Origin of the sequence: Bacillus cereus, from assembly GCF_007678085.1 — a bacterium.
Classification (GTDB): domain Bacteria; phylum Bacillota; class Bacilli; order Bacillales; family Bacillaceae_G; genus Bacillus_A; species Bacillus_A cereus_BE.
In genome coordinates this window covers 509,138-525,577 of record NZ_VEDW01000003.1, presented here as the reverse complement: position 1 = coordinate 525,577, position 16,440 = coordinate 509,138, and the positions used below count along the sequence as shown (strand labels likewise).

The window sequence follows — 16,440 nt, the reverse complement described above, 5'->3', positions numbered from 1 at the left end:
TCCTACGTGATATGGTTTCTCTTTTTTATCTAAGCTAGTTACTTCCCACCAAACATCTTCTCCAAAGACTTCGCATTGGCAAACAATACTTCTTTCAAGTTATCATCTGCAACGATTTTATAGTCACCATCTTTGTTTTTCTTTAAGTTCAATGTAACTTCGCGAGTTGCCATGATTGCATCTTTATCTGATAAGTGTTTGACGATTGCTGATGTCATCGTTTTTTCGATTGCTTTTTCAGATTGCTCTTTGTCTTCGCTAAAAGCGCTAGCGAAGGCCATTGGCATAACTTCTCCCACTGCTTTTGTTACAGCAACGGATAGATCAGCAGATGTAATTTTCACTTTCACTTCTGCTGTGTCATCTTTTTTCGATACTTCTTCTGGCTTTTCAAATTTAAAGTTTTTCGTAATTGCACTCAGCATTGCTTTTGCCTCAGCATCATCTGTTTTTTCATTTAGTTTATTAAATTCCTTGTCACTCTCAACAAATGTACGTGCCTTTTCTGCATCACCTTTTTGTATCGCAGTTAAAAATTCTTCTGTCGTATCTTTCGGATTTGCACACCCTGCTAAAACTCCTACTGTTAATCCTACTACCATCATTAACAGCAATAATCTCTTTATCTTTTGCATGCTCATTCTCCTCTTATCTTTTCTAGTAAGTCATCACTATATAATAGTATGAAACTGACATTACAAACATTTTTTAGTATAGCATTTATATGATTCATTTTCTATTCATTCCCAAAAGATAAAGAACCTTGTAGTATTCCTACAAGGCACCTTCAATCAATCCGTATAAATAGCAAAATAAAAACCAACACCTTCAAGGTTGCTGGCTTATCTCTTATCCATATTCGAAAAAACAATAACAATTGCTCCAAGTACATAATGCCCCGCTACCATCCAAATACTCCAATCAAAGATCCTAAGCGATAACCAAAGCGATATATTAATAGTAGCAAATGATACATATACAATAAAATCTCTCTTTTGTAGTGCTTCTCTATTCATCAAAATATAAAGTGAAACTTTAATCAGTAGGGTTTTGTTCATCCCCCACTGATTATTAGTTGAACCAATCGGGCTTTTACGGGCAGTTGATCCCCCACCTAACTTCTTTGTTTCCCCTGAATTTTGAGGTGGGGGTGTACAAAGATAATAAAGTTGTTTAATTTACAATAAAGTCATTTAAAAAATAATATAGTAGTTTAAAAATCCTTCTTCTACTAACGAGGCAGGTTAGTGGAAGAAATAGCAAGTGGGTTTAACTAGGAGAAGTGTCGATGACATTACAGAAGACAACGAGGTGTCTTCTGTTTTTTAAATTAAGGATATCGATAAATTAAGATTTATTTACTTAACATTGTACTTATTTTCGGACCGAGGCATCTAATCGGTGAGTATATACAAACCAAGTAATGCTTGCTGTTAATAATGTTGACGAAATTAAAGCTGTAAGAACACTATATGTTTGCCAAATAAGTATCGTTGACCAATCGAAGGCAAAAAACATTATACACTGGGCAATCGTAGCGATTAGGAAAATAATTGTTACGATTGTTCTCTTTTTTGTCATTGGCTGCTGCTCATTCGTTTTCCTTTTTCTTAATCCTAAGAAAAATAACAGAACGGCTAATAGGCAAAGAATAATTGTGGTAGACGACAAAATGATGTCCAAAAGCTGTGTGCCACTTATCTCATATGACTGAGTTAGATTGCCGTTTAATATATTTTTAACTTGTAGTACCAGGTTTATATTGGTATTTGCGCCGTTGCTCAGTAAGCAGATGGCTGTTCTTTCATTTGGCAGTATGGCTACTTTGGTACTAAAATTTGGATTACCCCCAGTGTGTTCTATAAACGTTTGTTCGACGTTTACCGACCAACCTGCCGCATAATACATATCATTGACAGCCGAAACAGACATATCACCCCTATGTGATTTTTCGATGGCCCTGTGAAATATTTCGGGTATGTCCTGCACGATACCCATCTGTATGCCCATCCAACGCGCCATATCTTTTGTATTAGAAATGATATAGCCGGCAGGTTTATTCCCAGTATAATACGGAGCGTTAAATGGAGTTGTTATAAAAAAGGAAGAACGGTAACCCTGTGCTAACCGTCCAGTGGCTTGAGCATCTTCTTTATAAACATACGTCTGGTAAAGACCTAAGGGTAGAAATACCTGCTCCTTCATAAAGTCTTCATAGCTTTGTCGTGATACAATCTCAATAACCAAACCCAATACGTCATAATTAACGGTTCCATAGTTATATTGTTCACCAGGAGAGAACGCCAATTCTGCATCTACCAGCGTTTCCACAGTCTTTTGCAACATATCAGGCGTATTACCTTGTGGAATATTTTGAAGATGTCTAATATTTGTTAGGCCGCTGGTATGGTGAAGAAAGTTATTTAGTGTAAGGTTTTGCATATCAACAGGTTTACCTTGATACTTTAACGTAAACCAAGGTAAATATTTTTGGATAGGGTCAGTCATTGATAGCAGCCCTTGCTCTTCCAATAGCAAAATCCCCATACCAGTAAAAGCTTTACTCACCGAGGCCAACTCATAGAGTGTATTTTCACTTGCAGACAGTCCCTTTTCAAGATCTGCATACCCAGAAGAAAAGTAGAACACTTCACCATCAGCAAGTATTGAGAGTGACATTCCAGGCACACCTGACGTACGACAGGCATCATCTAGCAATGCTTGTATTGCCACAGATTTCGAATCTGACAACGCATAACTTTGTGTTGCGAATCCTGAGAATAATATAGATATCGTTAATACAAAAACAATAGTCTTTTTCATACACTCTCCTTTCTGAAGAATTATAAGGGTATAAATAACTTATTTTTATAACTATAAACTAAATTCTGATTTATATTTCTATTTATCTATATAATATCAAATAATTGTGAAGAGTTACACTTAAACTAAGGGGGCGTTAGTTTAATAAGAAGTAAACAACTTTATTATTCATTTTTTAAGCATTACATAAGCAGATGGATATAATTTGAAACAACTTTAAAGAGCCTTGCTGCATATAGAATGTAGTAAGGCTCTTATCTTTTTTAGTCAAAATTCAATAACTTTATTATCACTATACAGGGGGTTCTTACTGCCCGTTAATGCGGGATAAATTGCACCGATTGGCGTAAGGATGAAGCAAAGGAAAAAAACAAACATTTATCTTAACGACCATGGATATGAAGTTACTGTCTGCATATGAGTCTCCTTTTCACTTTATAGTACATGTAACATCGGTCTTACTACTCTATATTCGTCACTATAAGGCTCCTTTATCATTAAAGGTGAGTGAGGATTTTTTTCTTCTATCATTGTAAATACTTCTGTTTTTTCTTGTAATGTGTTGGATTCACTGTTTTTAGTAGGCTTTTTACTTGTTTCAATTTTCTTTGTTACTTCTCCTAGCCTTTGCCCGACTTCTTCTGCTTTGGCAGGTTCATGCGTTACATAGTATTCCTGCCCCTCCCATACTAACATAGGTGGCACTTGTTCTCGTTTGTTACATATTATATAAGTAATACTAGCTATAAGTAGTAGACATGTTAATAAAAAGAAGATAGTTTTTTTATTCATATAGTATGCTCCCTATCTATCATTTTATTAAATTATATAATATCCATTATATGTAGTAAATGGATATCGTAGGGATTTTCGGATTTTATAACAAAAAGAAAAACCTTACTCAAGTAAGGTTCATTCTATAGTGACTGATTTATTAAAACGATCATTACGATAATCGCTATAAACATAACAACTAAACAGCCGATCATTTTATAAAAGCCTCGTTTCGTTAACGTCCCGCCTTGAACGTCTTTACGAATAAGTAAAAATACAGCTAAAAATAATACAAGCCCAATGCCAAAAGCATACATCATTTGCATATGTTAATCTTCCTTTCTCTCTTCCATCTTAATATCTTTTCGACAAAACAACAAATGAGATAAAAACTGTACTCATCGTAAGTGCCATTAGTATGTTCAATAGTTCAGTAGCAGATAGTGTAAGTATTTTTAAGTTTAAGCCGAAAGAGAAAAGAAGATAATATGCTATTAAGGCAAAAAAGGTCACGAACATTCCTTTATAACGAATGAGTTTCATTCGCTCATCTTTTTCTTTAAATTGTGGGTGTAAATAACTTAAGCAAAAACACATAATCATCATACCAAGTAATGGATAAGTTGCTGGTGGTGGTGCAGAATGCGTCATTATACCTGTTAATATCATAAATCCACTCATGATTAGAAAAATAATTCCCATAATTACAAAGTACTTTTGTGAATAATTCATTCCGATTCCTCCCCTTCTTTTCCTTCGTAAATAAATACATGTTCTATCATTGTCTGAAATGTTTTCGCGATTTCAAATGCTAACGGAAGTGATGGATCGTATTTTCCCTTTTCAATTGAAATGATGGTTTGTCTGGAAACTCCAAGTTTCTCAGCCAATTTTTCTTGAGATAGTCCAAATTTTTTTCGGTATTCGACCATTTTATTTTCCAAGGAAATTTCTCCCTCCTCCCTTATACCGAGTATATATGTAAAGCAAACTTTACGTCAAGCTTCCTTTACATTCATTTTGTTTATTTTTCGTTCTATTTATATAGAAGAAACTTTTTCATTTTCAGCACGTCTATTTTGAAATGAAACGCGGAACACTGTAAATAATCGTTACTATATCTCTTGCTCTCTTTTTTTAAAATTTAATATCTTCATATTTGTTTTATCCTTTTAAAATATTTCATTTATCTCTTTATTCCACGAAATACGTTATTGGTTTTACGGTGTTTTTCGTCATATTTATAGAAACTAACTGTTTATGAAGCATTTTTTATGTTTAGCAACTTTTTTTGTAGAAATCCTTCACTTTCCTTTCAATATTTAACACTATCTAAATAAAGTTTACGATAAATTCATAATTTTTTATTTTTTATACTATATTCCGTTATATTGTTGTATAATATCAATGAAAGCGCTTATTATTTCAATATACATAATTCGAACTCATTTTTATCGAAACATTCTAACTATTATACTTATATTTACATGCAACAATTTTAGTTATCCGTATAGGTATACCAAATATATCCACCCCATTTTTCTGTAAAATTACTTTATAACATGAAAGATTAACTTGGGTGATAAGTTATTGTGAATGTTTTTTTACAAAACAGATAAGTAATAGTGTTTGGTATTATGTAAATTATTGTAATAACATAAGAGTAAAGAAAACATTTACATTGATTATTGATTCATCAATTATTGAAAAGAGCAAAATGCACCTTTTGTAAGGAAAAGGATTATATGCATTGGGAGGTTTAAACAAATGACGAGGAAGAATACAACGACAAACCCTTGGGCCAAGTTCCACGGTCCGAACCTTGGTTATGTGATTGAACAGTATGATCTTTACGTAACTGGAGCAGGTTCTGTTGATCCGGAATTACAAGAGCTTTTTGAAATTTTTGGAGCTCCTTCGTTTCAAGATGATGTCGTAACAGGGGACAACACAGCAACACATTTTTCTCCTCAAAACACAGGGAACATTGAAAAAATTCTTAAAGTCGTTCAACTTGTTGAACAGATTCGTTCTTTCGGGCATACGTTGGCTCACATCAACCCGATGGAAGATGCTGCAAATGGACAATCTCTTCTTGAGAAAGCAATGAACGAACTAAGCGATGCTGACTTGAAAGCGATTCCAGCAAAAACAGTATGGCAAGATGCACCAGAAGGTATTCACACTGCACTTGATGTAATTCATAGATTAAAAGACGTTTATACAAAATCTTTAGCTTATGAATTTTCTCATATACAAGATAGTGAAGAACGCGCGTGGTTGCATCAAATGGTGGAATCAAATTCATTGCGTCAACCACTATCAAATAAAAAACGAACTGCTCTTTTAAAACGTTTAACAGCTGTTGAAGGTTTCGAGCAATTCTTGCATAAAACATTCGTTGGGCAAAAGCGTTTCTCTATCGAGGGCGTTGATATGCTTGTACCTGTTCTAGATGAAATTGTTCTAGAAGGTGCAAAAAGCGGCGTAGAGGATGTCATGATTGGTATGGCTCACCGCGGTCGTCTAAGCGTACTTGCACACGTATTAGAAAAACCATATAGTCACATGTTTGCTGAGTTCAAACATGCAAAAATAGAAGGCGCAGTGGCTAATTCTGGCTGGACTGGCGACGTAAAATACCATTTAGGTAGAGAACAAGTCGTTAGTAACGAAGAAGTGAGCACGCGTGTTACATTAGCAAATAACCCAAGTCACCTTGAGTTCGTTAACCCTGTTGTGGAAGGTTTCGCACGTGCGGCTCAAGAGAATCGTAAAAAATCTGGTCTTCCAGAACAAGATACTTCAAAATCATTCGTCATTTTAGTTCATGGTGATGCTGCATTCCCTGGTCAAGGTATTGTATCTGAAACGTTGAACTTAAGCAGATTGAACGCGTACCAAACGGGCGGAACAATTCATGTTATCGCAAACAATGCAGTTGGTTTTACGACTGATAGCTATGATTCTCGTTCTACGAAATATTCAAGCGACCTTGCAAAAGGTTTCGATATTCCGATTGTTCACGTGAATGCTGATGATCCCGAAGCTTGTCTTGCTGCTGCTAACCTTGCGATTCAATATCGTACATTGTTCAAAAAAGATTTCTTAATCGATTTAATCGGTTACCGCCGCTACGGTCATAACGAAATGGATGACCCAGCAGTTACGCAACCACAAGTGTACAAAAAGATTAAAAATCACCCAACTGTAAGAGCGATTTATGCAGATCAATTACAAGCTGCTGGTGTTCTAAATGCAGATGAGGTTGAAACAATTACTCAGTTTATACAAGAGCAATTAAAATCTGATTATGCACAAGTACCACCAGCTGATACGAGCGATGCAACAATTCATGTTAAAGTGCCAGATGTTGTTGCAAAAGGGATTCAGCCAATTGATACTGGTGTTGAGATCGACTCACTTCGTGCAATTAATGAAGGTCTACTATCTTGGCCAGAAGGCTTTAACGTATACCCGAAAGTAAAGAAAATTCTTGAGCGCCGTAAAGATGCTCTTGAAGAGAATGGTAAAATTGAATGGGCACTTGCTGAGTCATTAGCATTCGCTTCTATTTTACAAGAAGGTACGCCAATTCGTTTAACTGGTCAAGATTCACAGCGTGGTACATTCGCGCACCGTCATATCGTATTACACGATACTGATACAAATGAAACATATTCACCATTGCATCGCTTACCAAACATTAACGCTTCATTCTCTGTTCATAACAGTCCGTTATCAGAAGCTGCTGTTGTTGGTTACGAGTATGGTTATAACGTATTCGCTCCAGAAACGCTTGTAATGTGGGAAGCGCAATATGGTGACTTCTCAAATACTGCGCAGTCATTATTTGATCAATATGTTTCAGCTGGAAGAGCAAAATGGGGTCAAAAATCTGGTTTAGTCCTTCTATTACCACACGGTTATGAAGGTCAAGGACCAGAGCACTCTAGTGCACGTCCAGAGCGATTCTTACAGTTAGCTGCTGAGAATAACTGGACAGTTGCAAACTTAACGAGCGCGGCACAATACTTCCATCTTTTACGTCGTCAAGCATCTATCTTAGGAACAGAAGCTGTTCGACCATTAGTACTGATGACGCCGAAGAGTTTATTACGTCACCCACTTACGCTTTCAACTGCTAGTCAGTTAAGCGAAGGACGTTTCCAGCCTGCTCTAGAACAAGAAAACCTTGGCACAAAACCAAACAAAGTAAAACGTCTTGTTTTAAGCACAGGTAAAATGGCGATTGACTTAGCTGCAGAAATTGAGTCTGGTAAACATGAATACAACTTAGATGAAGTTCATGTCGTTCGTATTGAACAGCTGTACCCATTCCCTGCTGAGAAAGTTCAATCTATTATTAAACGCTTTAAAAACTTAGAAGAAATTATTTGGGTTCAAGAAGAACCTCGTAATATGGGTGCATGGCATTACATGGCTCCAATTCTGTTTGAACTTGCTGGAGATAAAGTGAAAACAGGTTACATTGGACGCCCAGATCGCTCTAGCCCATCTGGTGGCGATCCATTCGCTCATAAAGCTGAGCAAGAACTAATTGTTGCACATGCTTTAGATGTGAAGTATAACTTCCGTCAAGATAAACAAGAAATTGAAGTTTACAGCAACTAAAAAGTAACAACGAAGCTTTCTAGCTTGCCCCCCGGGCAGATATTCTGTCCGGGGGGCAGGCTAACAAATGGAGATTACCGAAGACAAAAGAAGAAAAAACACACCGTTAGGCAAATAAGGGGAGGACATTTAAAATGATCGAAATTAAAGTACCTGAGCTTGCAGAATCTATTACTGAAGGAACTATCTCACAATGGCTTATCAACGTAGGCGACAAAGTTGAGAAAGGTGGCAGCGTTGTTGAGCTTGAAACGGATAAAGTCAATGTAGAAATCATTGCAGAAGATTCAGGTATTGTATCGAAGTTACTAGGCGAACCTGGGGATACAGTTGAAGTTGGCGCAACTATCGCAATTTTAGATGCAAACGGAGCACCAGTTGCAGTAAGTACACCTGCACCAGTGGCTGAGCAACCAAAACAAGAAACGGCTGAAGCACCGAAAGCTGCGGCACCAAATGCTGAGCAAACTGCAACTTTACAAGGTTTACCAAATACAAACCGTCCTATCGCATCACCAGCTGCTAGAAAAATGGCTCGTGAATTAGGAATCGACTTAAACGACGTACGTAGCACAGATCCACTTGGACGTGTGAGACCACACGATGTACAAGCTCATGCTGCAGCACCAAAAGAAGCACCAGCTGCTCCAAAAAGTCCAGCTCCTGCTCCAGTTGCAAAAACGGAATTCGAAAAACCAGTTGAGCGCGTGAAAATGTCCCGCCGCCGTCAAACAATTGCAAAACGTCTTGTAGAAGTTCAACAAACATCTGCAATGTTAACAACATTTAACGAAGTTGATATGACTGCAATCATGGAATTACGTAAAGAGCGTAAAGACGCTTTCGAGAAAAAACATGATGTACGTCTTGGCTTCATGTCATTCTTCACAAAAGCAGTTGTTGCAGCATTAAAACAATTCCCATTATTAAATGCTGAAATTCAAGGCGACGAGCTTATCATTAAAAAATTCTATGATATCGGTATTGCAGTAGCAGCTCCAGATGGATTAGTTGTTCCAGTTGTACGCGATGCTAACCAATTAAACTTCGCTGAAATCGAAAGCGAAATTCGTAATTTAGGTATGAAAGCACGCGATAACAAACTTTCATTAAAAGAGTTACAAGGTGGTACATTTACAATTACAAACGGTGGTGTATTCGGTTCTCTAATGTCAACACCAATTCTAAACAGCCCACAAGTTGGTATTTTAGGAATGCACAAAATCCAAGTACGTCCAGTTGCAATTGATGCAGAACGTATGGAAAACCGTCCAATGATGTACATCGCTTTATCTTACGATCACCGTATTGTTGATGGTAAAGAAGCAGTTAGCTTCCTTGTTGCTGTTAAAGATATGCTTGAAGATCCAAAATCATTATTATTAGAAGGTTGATAGATTAATAATCTATTACAGGCTGTAGAATGAATCATTCTACAGCCTTTTTTTATTGCGTTCATACGGGACAAATTTCATAACATAAGTTAATAATGTATGCCTAAACGTAAGGAGGATTAATATGAGTAACCTTCCAATTCATACAAAACTGAAAGCAAATAAAGATACTTTCTTCCTCCCCGACTCAAACGGGGGTGTCTATTTTCGAAATAACGCCAGTTCATTTCGTATGGACGGTGATGGAATTTACAACTGGATTGAAAAATTAATGCCGATGTTTAACGGGAATTACTCTTTAGCAGAAATAACCGATGGTCTCCCTCTCCCCTATCAAAATCGTGTATTTGAAATCGGAGAGATTTTATATGAAAATGGTTTCGTTCGGGATGTAAGTCAAGATGCACCTCATGAATTAAATAGCGCATTACTTGATAGATACGCTTCACAAATTGAATTTTTAGAAGCGGATTCTCATTCAGGCGCTCTAAAATTCGAAATGTATCGCGCGGCAAATGTCCTTATAATTGGTTCTGGAGATATGCTTATTTCCTTAGTTTCTTCTTTATTAGAATCTGGATTACCGACCTTTCATTACCTTATTACAGATTATGCGGAAACAAATTACGAACGCATTCATGAGCTAGTAGAACTTGCACATGAAGTAGATGATCACGTCCTTGTTCAAGAAATAGATACGACAATTGATCGTCCCCTGCATGAAGTGTTCGAACCTTTCGACTGGATTTTGTACGTTTCTCAAAATGGAGATATTGAAGGTTTAAGAGCAGTTCACACGATTTGTAGAGATACAGGAAAGAACTTCATACCAGCCGTCTGTTTATCAGCACTTGGTATAGCCGGCCCTATCGTCACAGCTAATCGTGAAGAATGCTGGGAATCCGCATGGCATCGGCTACATGAAACGACTTTACAAAATGAACATTCATCAGCATCATTTTCACCCGTTACATCTGCAATGTTAGCAAATATAATCGTATTTGAATTATTTAAGCATGTCGCTGATGATTCTTACCGAGAAAAAGAACCACAATTCTTTTTATTAAATTATGAAACACTCGAAGGCGCATGGCATCCTTTTATAAAACATCCTCTCGCAACAGATGAAAGTTTTACAATTGATACGATAGAAAATCTTTCTGAACAACTTGAACATCGGTCCAACCAACATACCTCAACTGATTTATTCCGTTTTTTCGATTCATTAACTTCTAAAGAAGCTGGTATATTCCATGTATGGGATGAACAAGATTTATATCAATTACCGTTATCACGATGCAATATTCAAGTAGCTACTCCACTAGCAGATGGTCCTGCTTCCCTCCTACCCCTTATGACTTGTGGTGGTTTGACTCATAATGAAGCACGCCGAGAAGCTGGTTTAGCAGGAGTTGAAACATATGTAGCAGAAATTATGCACCGCCTTATTCCTGAACATAACGATATCGGTATTGGCGCTGGGGAAACAATGACAGAAGGTGTATACCGGGCGCTACAACAACACTTAAATAACAAATTGTATGAGCGGCAGTCACATATGCTAGAAGAAATTACGACGGTCGAATTAACCGAAATTCATGATAAACATTGTAGATTTTATTACGATGCTCTCGCTACAATTCATGAAACACCTAAAATAGCAGTAAGTGAAGAGATTCTCAGCTTTCCAGTCGTTTGGGTCGGTATAAATGAGCGATGGTACGGCGCATCTAATATTAATACAACGTTAGCGTTACGACACGCACTACAACTATCCCTTCTTCATATTCAAAATGAAGAGACTCCATACAGAGCTAATATTTTGCCGGAATCCTCTATTATTTTATATGACACGGATTCTTTTAGGTTAGAAATACAAGCGGAAGAAGAAATTCCAAGCACGCAATCTGTACAGCTTGCCTTGCAACATTTAGAAGAACATAATTTTTATCCATTCGTATTTGATTTAGCAATTGAACCATTTTTGAAAGAAAACTTAGATGGTGTGTACGGGGTATTAATTGCAAAGGAGGATAGTCTATGACTCAAAATATATTACTTATAGGAGATGGCTTACTTGCAGACTATGTACACAATCAATTAAGTGAACAATTTTCCATTATTCGCCAACATACTATTACAGACGAACTCCCTGAAAATATTCAACTCGCTCTCGTATTACACGATGGCTCTCCTTCTGCTATTCATCATGATGCCGAGCTAATTTTTCGTTCCAATCAGATTCCGTGGCTACGTGGGTTTACTTCATTTGGTGAAGGTGTTATCGGTCCTTACATTCATCCTCTTGCAGCTGGCTGTACCCATTGTGCCGATGGACGACGCTTTATCGCTGGTTTTGATCAAAAAGAAATGTGGGAGCTACAACGAAAATACGCGGTAAAAGAAGATAACGTAACGAGGCGTGATGTATGTGCCACCCAAAATGGCATGTTACAAATGTGCCATCTTATTTGCGCAGAAACAGAAAAGATATTAGCTCATCGCCATTCTTCTTTAGAAAACGAACTCATTTTACTAAACTTACAAACACTGCAATGTACGCGGCATTCTTTTCTTCCAGATCCGCTCTGCCCTGTATGTAGCAATTTGCCTGACGATACGGCAGATGCAGCTGTGATTTCATTACAACCGAGCTTAAAAACAAGTGATACAACATATCGCTGTCGTTCCATTCATGAACTAAACACATTTTTAACGAGAGATTATTTAGATTACCGCGTCGGTATGTTGAACGGAAAAATGCAGCATTCTTTATTACCGTTTGCTGACGTTATTATAAACATGCCATTAATGTTTGGAAATGAAGGTGTTGCAGGCCGAACTCATTCATTTGCAATGAGTGAAGCGACTGCTATTTTAGAAGGTTTAGAACGATATTGTGGTATGTCACCTCGAGGAAAAAAGACGAATGTGCATGGTAGTTTTCATGATTTAGAGGATTATGCACTGAATCCCCTCTCGCTCGGTGTACATACAAATGAACATTATAATCGTGATAGTTTCCCGTTTAAACCTTTTGATCCTGACTACGAACAAAACTGGGTATGGGGCTACTCTTTACTACAAAATCAGCCAATTTTAGTTCCTGAATCAATCGCTTATTATAGCCTCGGTCATCGAGATGCTTACGTATATGAAACATCAAATGGATGTGCCATTGGTGGTAGTTTAGAAGAAGCAATTTTTCACGGTATTTTAGAAATTGTAGAGCGCGACGCCTTTTTGCTCACTTGGTATACCGAACTACCCCTTCCCCGCCTTGATCTTAATTCAGCAAATGATACGGAATTACAATTAATGATCCAGCGGCTGTACACAATTACTGGGTATGAGTTACATGCTTTTAACGCAACGATGGAACACGGTATCCCAAGCTTATGGGTAATTGCGAAAAATACGCGAGAAAATGGAATGAACGTTGTTTGTGCTGGGGGCTCTCATTTGGACCCAGTCCGCGCTTTAAAGAGTGCTATTCACGAAATAGCAGGTATGTTACTAATAACAGACGATGAACTCGAACAAAAAAGAGAGCACTACGAAAACTGCTTACAAGACCCTTATCTCGTAAATAAAATGGAAGACCATAGTATGTTGTACGGATTGAAAGAAGCGGAAGAACGTCTTCACTTCCTTTTACGTGAAGATGCACCGGTGCAAACGTTCCAAGAAATGAATACAATACAATCTGTTGACCTTGATTTAACATCCGACCTTCATCAACTTTTAAACCGCCTGCAGCAATCTGGACTTGAAGTAGTCGTTGTAGATCAAACCGTACCTCTTATAGAAAAGAACGGATTACATTGCGTAAAAGTCATTATTCCAGGCATGCTACCGATGACGTTCGGCCATCACCTCACTCGAGTTACAGGACTAGATAGAGTATATACTGTGCCGATGACACTTGGATATACAAACGAACCTTTAACGAATGAACAATTAAATCCACATCCGCATCCGTTTCCATAGTAAAGGAGGGGATTTTATGCAGCTGGATACCTTTTTACATCATCTCCATTTTTCTATCGATGAAATTATGCCGAACCATGAAGTGGACTGGAAAGATGCACCGCTTCCTTATAAATTATATCGAAATGTACCTGTCATCCCTCTCCCTTTAGAAATCCCATTATCTTTACCTAACTCTTCTACTACACCTACTTTGAAGGAGATTGGTCATTACCTTTGGTCCTCATTTGGTTTAACACAATTATGTCAGCTAAATAGCGAGAAAATTTTATTTCGAAGATCTATCCCTTCAGGCGGCGCTTTATATCCAAATGAATTGTATATATATTTAAAGATTGATCATTATCCAGACGGTATTTACCATTACGACGCTGCGCATCACCGGCTTATCTTACTTCGTGAAGGAAATTTTGATTCTTATCTTACTGAGGCACTTGGCAATCGTTGTAACATACAGTCTTGTTTTGGCGCTGCATTCGTATCCACTATGTTTTGGAAAAACTTCTTTAAATACAATAACTTTTCATATCGACTTCAAGGATTAGATAGTGGTGTTCTCATCGGACAATTACTCGAATGTGCCAAACAATTCGGTTACAACAATGGCGTATACTTTCAGTTTCTAGACCGGGCAATCAATCATTTGCTCGGACTATCAGAAAGCGAAGAAAGTGTGTATGCTGTCGTTCCTTTAAGTACAGAACCGCAATCTAATTGGTTTCACAATGATTACCGTGAAAATAAAACAGTTACTTCTCATGAGTTGTTACAGCAAATTCCGCCGTTAGCACATGAACATTTCGTTCGCTCAAAACATGTAAATGAATATCCAATGATAGCAAAAATAAATGAAGCTTCTATGATTGAATCGACAGCGCACTTCCAAACGCTACATCATAAAGAGCGCTATCAACATCATGCGTACGCTGTACAGTTGCCGCAAGTAGAACGGTTATCGTATGATTTCTTACAACTTTGTAAACAGCGGTATTCCCCTGATGCTGACTTTACTTTAACGAAATGGGATGCAGCCGAGCTCGCTACTTTACTACAAGAAGCGAGCCTCTCCTTCCCTTATTACAACGACCTTGATGGTAAGTATGTAAATGAAAATGCGCGCGTCTCATTATATGGATGTTTCTATAATGTAAAAGATATAGAAAACGGCGCTTACACTTATAACAGTAAAACGCATTCCATACAACCACTTCGGTACGGAGACCTTCGTTATCCCCTTCAATCTAGTATGACGATGGATAATGTAAACCTTTTTCAAGTACCGCTTTGCCTACATGTAGTCGGAAAGAAAGATTACTATACAAATGCATTAAGCTATAGAGGATACCGTATTCACCAAATGGAAGCTGGTATACTCGTTCATAAACTCGTTTTTGCAGCGACCGCAATGGGAATGGCTGGGCACCCTTTACTTAGCTTTGATACAAATTCATGTGATCAGTTGTACGAAATAGATGCTGGAAATGAAACGTCTCTCATTCAAATTCCTGTTGGGGCGTATCGAGCGCGGAATTGGTTAAAAGGGGATTTGCGTAATTAGAAGCACGCCGCCCACCGGCGTGCTTTTTTTAAAGGACTTAATTTATAAAAAGCGAAATGAGTATATATTCTTACATAAAAGGAGATTTTAACTTGAGCATTTTCCAACGATTAATTCAGCAAGCAAAAAAGCCTCGCGGGACAATTGGTTCTTCCATGCTTTGTATTATGAACAGTGCACATACGAGACTAACAAATTGGGCATTACAGAAAGTACATATAAAGACAAATGCAGTCATATTAGATATTGGCTGTGGCGGAGGCAAAACAATACACACTCTTTCAAAACGAACTCCACTTGGGAAAATATATGGGATTGATTACTCCGATCAAGCTGTAAAAAATTCTATACAAACGAATATAAAAGATGTTCAAAACCAAAAAGTCATTATTCAACAAGCAAGTGTTTCTTCTATTCCCTATCATACAAACTTCTTCGATCTCATTACCGCTCTTCAAACGCACTACTTTTGGCCTGATGTGGAACAAGATATAAAAGAAGTATTTCGCGTCCTACAACCGAATGGATCTTTTTTATTAGTAGCTGAAACCTTCAAAATTCAATATCATATGGAGAAATGTAAAACGAATGAAGAAATAGTAAACCTATTTTATAAAACAGGATTTACAAGCGTGAAATGTTATGAAGAAAGAGGATGCCTTTGTGTAATAGGAAACAAATAAAAAGGCAGACCCTTTGAGGTCTGCTTTTTTACTAGATTAACTTAAAAATACTCTTAATTTGTCTCGCGAATAACCAATTTTTCGTACCATAGTTATCATTTAAACTATCTAAATTGATAGATTGTCCATTAGCAAACTTTAATTCTAGCGTTGTATTTTTGTCATTTGTTTTTAAGTTACTATGTGTAATAGCATCATACTTTAGTTTTTCAATTTCAACATATTCGTCTTTTTCTTGTCCGATCACGACATGGTCTTGGAAGAAGAACAATACTTCTACTTTCTTACCGAAACAAAATACATTTTTCGTATAAATTAATGTCGCATTATCAAGTCCAACGCATACTTCTTTCATCTCTTCAACAACGTTTCCAAAGTCTTCTTCATGTCTTGCGTTTGATTCAGCAATCCATTCTTCAATTGTTTTCATATTAATTGCCATACTGTGCCCCCTGGTTCGTTCATTGCTTTATTTTAAAATAAATACTATATGAAAATATAAGCGATAAGTACTATGTTTTCAAGGGTGAACGGTATATTCGAAATAAAGTGAAACTTTAATCAGTGGGGGTTTTGTTCATCC

14 protein-coding genes are annotated in these 16,440 nt (G+C 37.2%); 6 read left to right on the top strand and 8 right to left on the bottom strand.

The genetic code is table 11. The features are described from left to right. Positions 1 to 38: 38 nt before the first annotated feature. From FS742_RS16295 to FS742_RS16265, 7 genes are all read right to left on the bottom strand, one after another. Positions 39 to 635, bottom strand: coding sequence for a hypothetical protein (locus tag FS742_RS16295; RefSeq protein WP_144613652.1), 597 nt, complete (start codon positions 633 to 635; stop codon positions 39 to 41). A gap of 207 nt (positions 636 to 842) precedes the next feature. Continuing rightward, entirely contained in the window at positions 843 to 1,058 is a 216-nt protein-coding gene (locus FS742_RS16290; RefSeq protein WP_087984839.1) for a hypothetical protein, read from the bottom strand. Between the two features lie 316 nt (positions 1,059 to 1,374). Continuing rightward, positions 1,375 to 2,823 (bottom strand): serine hydrolase domain-containing protein, encoded by a 1,449-nt coding sequence (locus tag FS742_RS16285; protein WP_144613650.1) that lies wholly within the window; start codon positions 2,821 to 2,823, stop codon positions 1,375 to 1,377. 435 nt (positions 2,824 to 3,258) lie between these two features. Next, positions 3,259 to 3,615, bottom strand: a complete 357-nt coding sequence (locus FS742_RS16280; protein ID WP_144613649.1) for a hypothetical protein — start codon at positions 3,613 to 3,615, stop codon at positions 3,259 to 3,261. 125 nt (positions 3,616 to 3,740) lie between these two features. Further along, positions 3,741 to 3,923: a DUF3976 domain-containing protein gene (locus tag FS742_RS16275; RefSeq protein ID WP_144613647.1), complete on the bottom strand. Its 183-nt coding sequence runs from the start codon at positions 3,921 to 3,923 to the stop codon at positions 3,741 to 3,743. A gap of 28 nt (positions 3,924 to 3,951) precedes the next feature. Next, positions 3,952 to 4,329 (bottom strand): permease, encoded by a 378-nt coding sequence (locus FS742_RS16270; protein WP_144613645.1) that lies wholly within the window; start codon positions 4,327 to 4,329, stop codon positions 3,952 to 3,954. After that, positions 4,326 to 4,541, bottom strand: coding sequence for a helix-turn-helix transcriptional regulator (locus FS742_RS16265; RefSeq protein WP_144613644.1), 216 nt, complete (start codon positions 4,539 to 4,541; stop codon positions 4,326 to 4,328). The genes FS742_RS16270 and FS742_RS16265 overlap by 4 nt, the downstream gene beginning before the upstream one ends. 823 nt (positions 4,542 to 5,364) lie before the next feature. Between FS742_RS16265 and odhA the strand changes: the two genes are divergently transcribed. From odhA to FS742_RS16235, 6 genes are all read left to right on the top strand, one after another. Next, positions 5,365 to 8,232, top strand: a complete 2,868-nt coding sequence (gene odhA / locus FS742_RS16260) for a 2-oxoglutarate dehydrogenase E1 component (protein WP_144613642.1) — start codon at positions 5,365 to 5,367, stop codon at positions 8,230 to 8,232. 134 nt (positions 8,233 to 8,366) lie between these two features. Next, complete coding sequence (odhB, locus tag FS742_RS16255; RefSeq protein ID WP_144613640.1) at positions 8,367 to 9,626, top strand: 2-oxoglutarate dehydrogenase complex dihydrolipoyllysine-residue succinyltransferase; 1,260 nt, start codon at positions 8,367 to 8,369, stop codon at positions 9,624 to 9,626. A gap of 124 nt (positions 9,627 to 9,750) precedes the next feature. Continuing rightward, complete coding sequence (locus FS742_RS16250) at positions 9,751 to 11,670, top strand: putative thiazole-containing bacteriocin maturation protein (protein ID WP_144613639.1); 1,920 nt, start codon at positions 9,751 to 9,753, stop codon at positions 11,668 to 11,670. After that, complete coding sequence (locus tag FS742_RS16245; RefSeq protein ID WP_144613637.1) at positions 11,667 to 13,616, top strand: TOMM precursor leader peptide-binding protein; 1,950 nt, start codon at positions 11,667 to 11,669, stop codon at positions 13,614 to 13,616. Before FS742_RS16250 ends, FS742_RS16245 begins: the two co-directional genes overlap by 4 nt. Before the next feature lie 16 nt (positions 13,617 to 13,632). Continuing rightward, positions 13,633 to 15,174, top strand: a complete 1,542-nt coding sequence (locus FS742_RS16240) for a SagB family peptide dehydrogenase (RefSeq protein ID WP_144613635.1) — start codon at positions 13,633 to 13,635, stop codon at positions 15,172 to 15,174. A 92-nt stretch (positions 15,175 to 15,266) separates the two neighbouring features. After that, positions 15,267 to 15,857: a class I SAM-dependent methyltransferase gene (locus FS742_RS16235; protein WP_144613633.1), complete on the top strand. Its 591-nt coding sequence runs from the start codon at positions 15,267 to 15,269 to the stop codon at positions 15,855 to 15,857. A 31-nt stretch (positions 15,858 to 15,888) separates the two neighbouring features. On the opposite strand, the gene FS742_RS16230 is transcribed toward FS742_RS16235, so the two are convergent. Next, positions 15,889 to 16,299 (bottom strand): DUF3908 family protein, encoded by a 411-nt coding sequence (locus tag FS742_RS16230; RefSeq protein WP_144613631.1) that lies wholly within the window; start codon positions 16,297 to 16,299, stop codon positions 15,889 to 15,891. Positions 16,300 to 16,440 lie beyond the last annotated feature (141 nt).

Coding starts and splice junctions, on each gene's coding strand:
- FS742_RS16295 (WP_144613652.1), bottom strand. CDS start 635: ATGCAAAAGATAAAGAGATTATTGCTGTTAATGATGGTAGTAGGATTA.
- FS742_RS16290 (WP_087984839.1), bottom strand. CDS start 1,058: ATGAACAAAACCCTACTGATTAAAGTTTCACTTTATATTTTGATGAAT.
- FS742_RS16285 (WP_144613650.1), bottom strand. CDS start 2,823: ATGAAAAAGACTATTGTTTTTGTATTAACGATATCTATATTATTCTCA.
- FS742_RS16280 (WP_144613649.1), bottom strand. CDS start 3,615: ATGAATAAAAAAACTATCTTCTTTTTATTAACATGTCTACTACTTATA.
- FS742_RS16275 (WP_144613647.1), bottom strand. CDS start 3,923: ATGCAAATGATGTATGCTTTTGGCATTGGGCTTGTATTATTTTTAGCT.
- FS742_RS16270 (WP_144613645.1), bottom strand. CDS start 4,329: ATGAATTATTCACAAAAGTACTTTGTAATTATGGGAATTATTTTTCTA.
- odhA (WP_144613642.1), top strand. CDS start 5,365: ATGACGAGGAAGAATACAACGACAAACCCTTGGGCCAAGTTCCACGGT.
- odhB (WP_144613640.1), top strand. CDS start 8,367: ATGATCGAAATTAAAGTACCTGAGCTTGCAGAATCTATTACTGAAGGA.
- FS742_RS16250 (WP_144613639.1), top strand. CDS start 9,751: ATGAGTAACCTTCCAATTCATACAAAACTGAAAGCAAATAAAGATACT.
- FS742_RS16245 (WP_144613637.1), top strand. CDS start 11,667: ATGACTCAAAATATATTACTTATAGGAGATGGCTTACTTGCAGACTAT.
- FS742_RS16240 (WP_144613635.1), top strand. CDS start 13,633: ATGCAGCTGGATACCTTTTTACATCATCTCCATTTTTCTATCGATGAA.
- FS742_RS16230 (WP_144613631.1), bottom strand. CDS start 16,299: ATGGCAATTAATATGAAAACAATTGAAGAATGGATTGCTGAATCAAAC.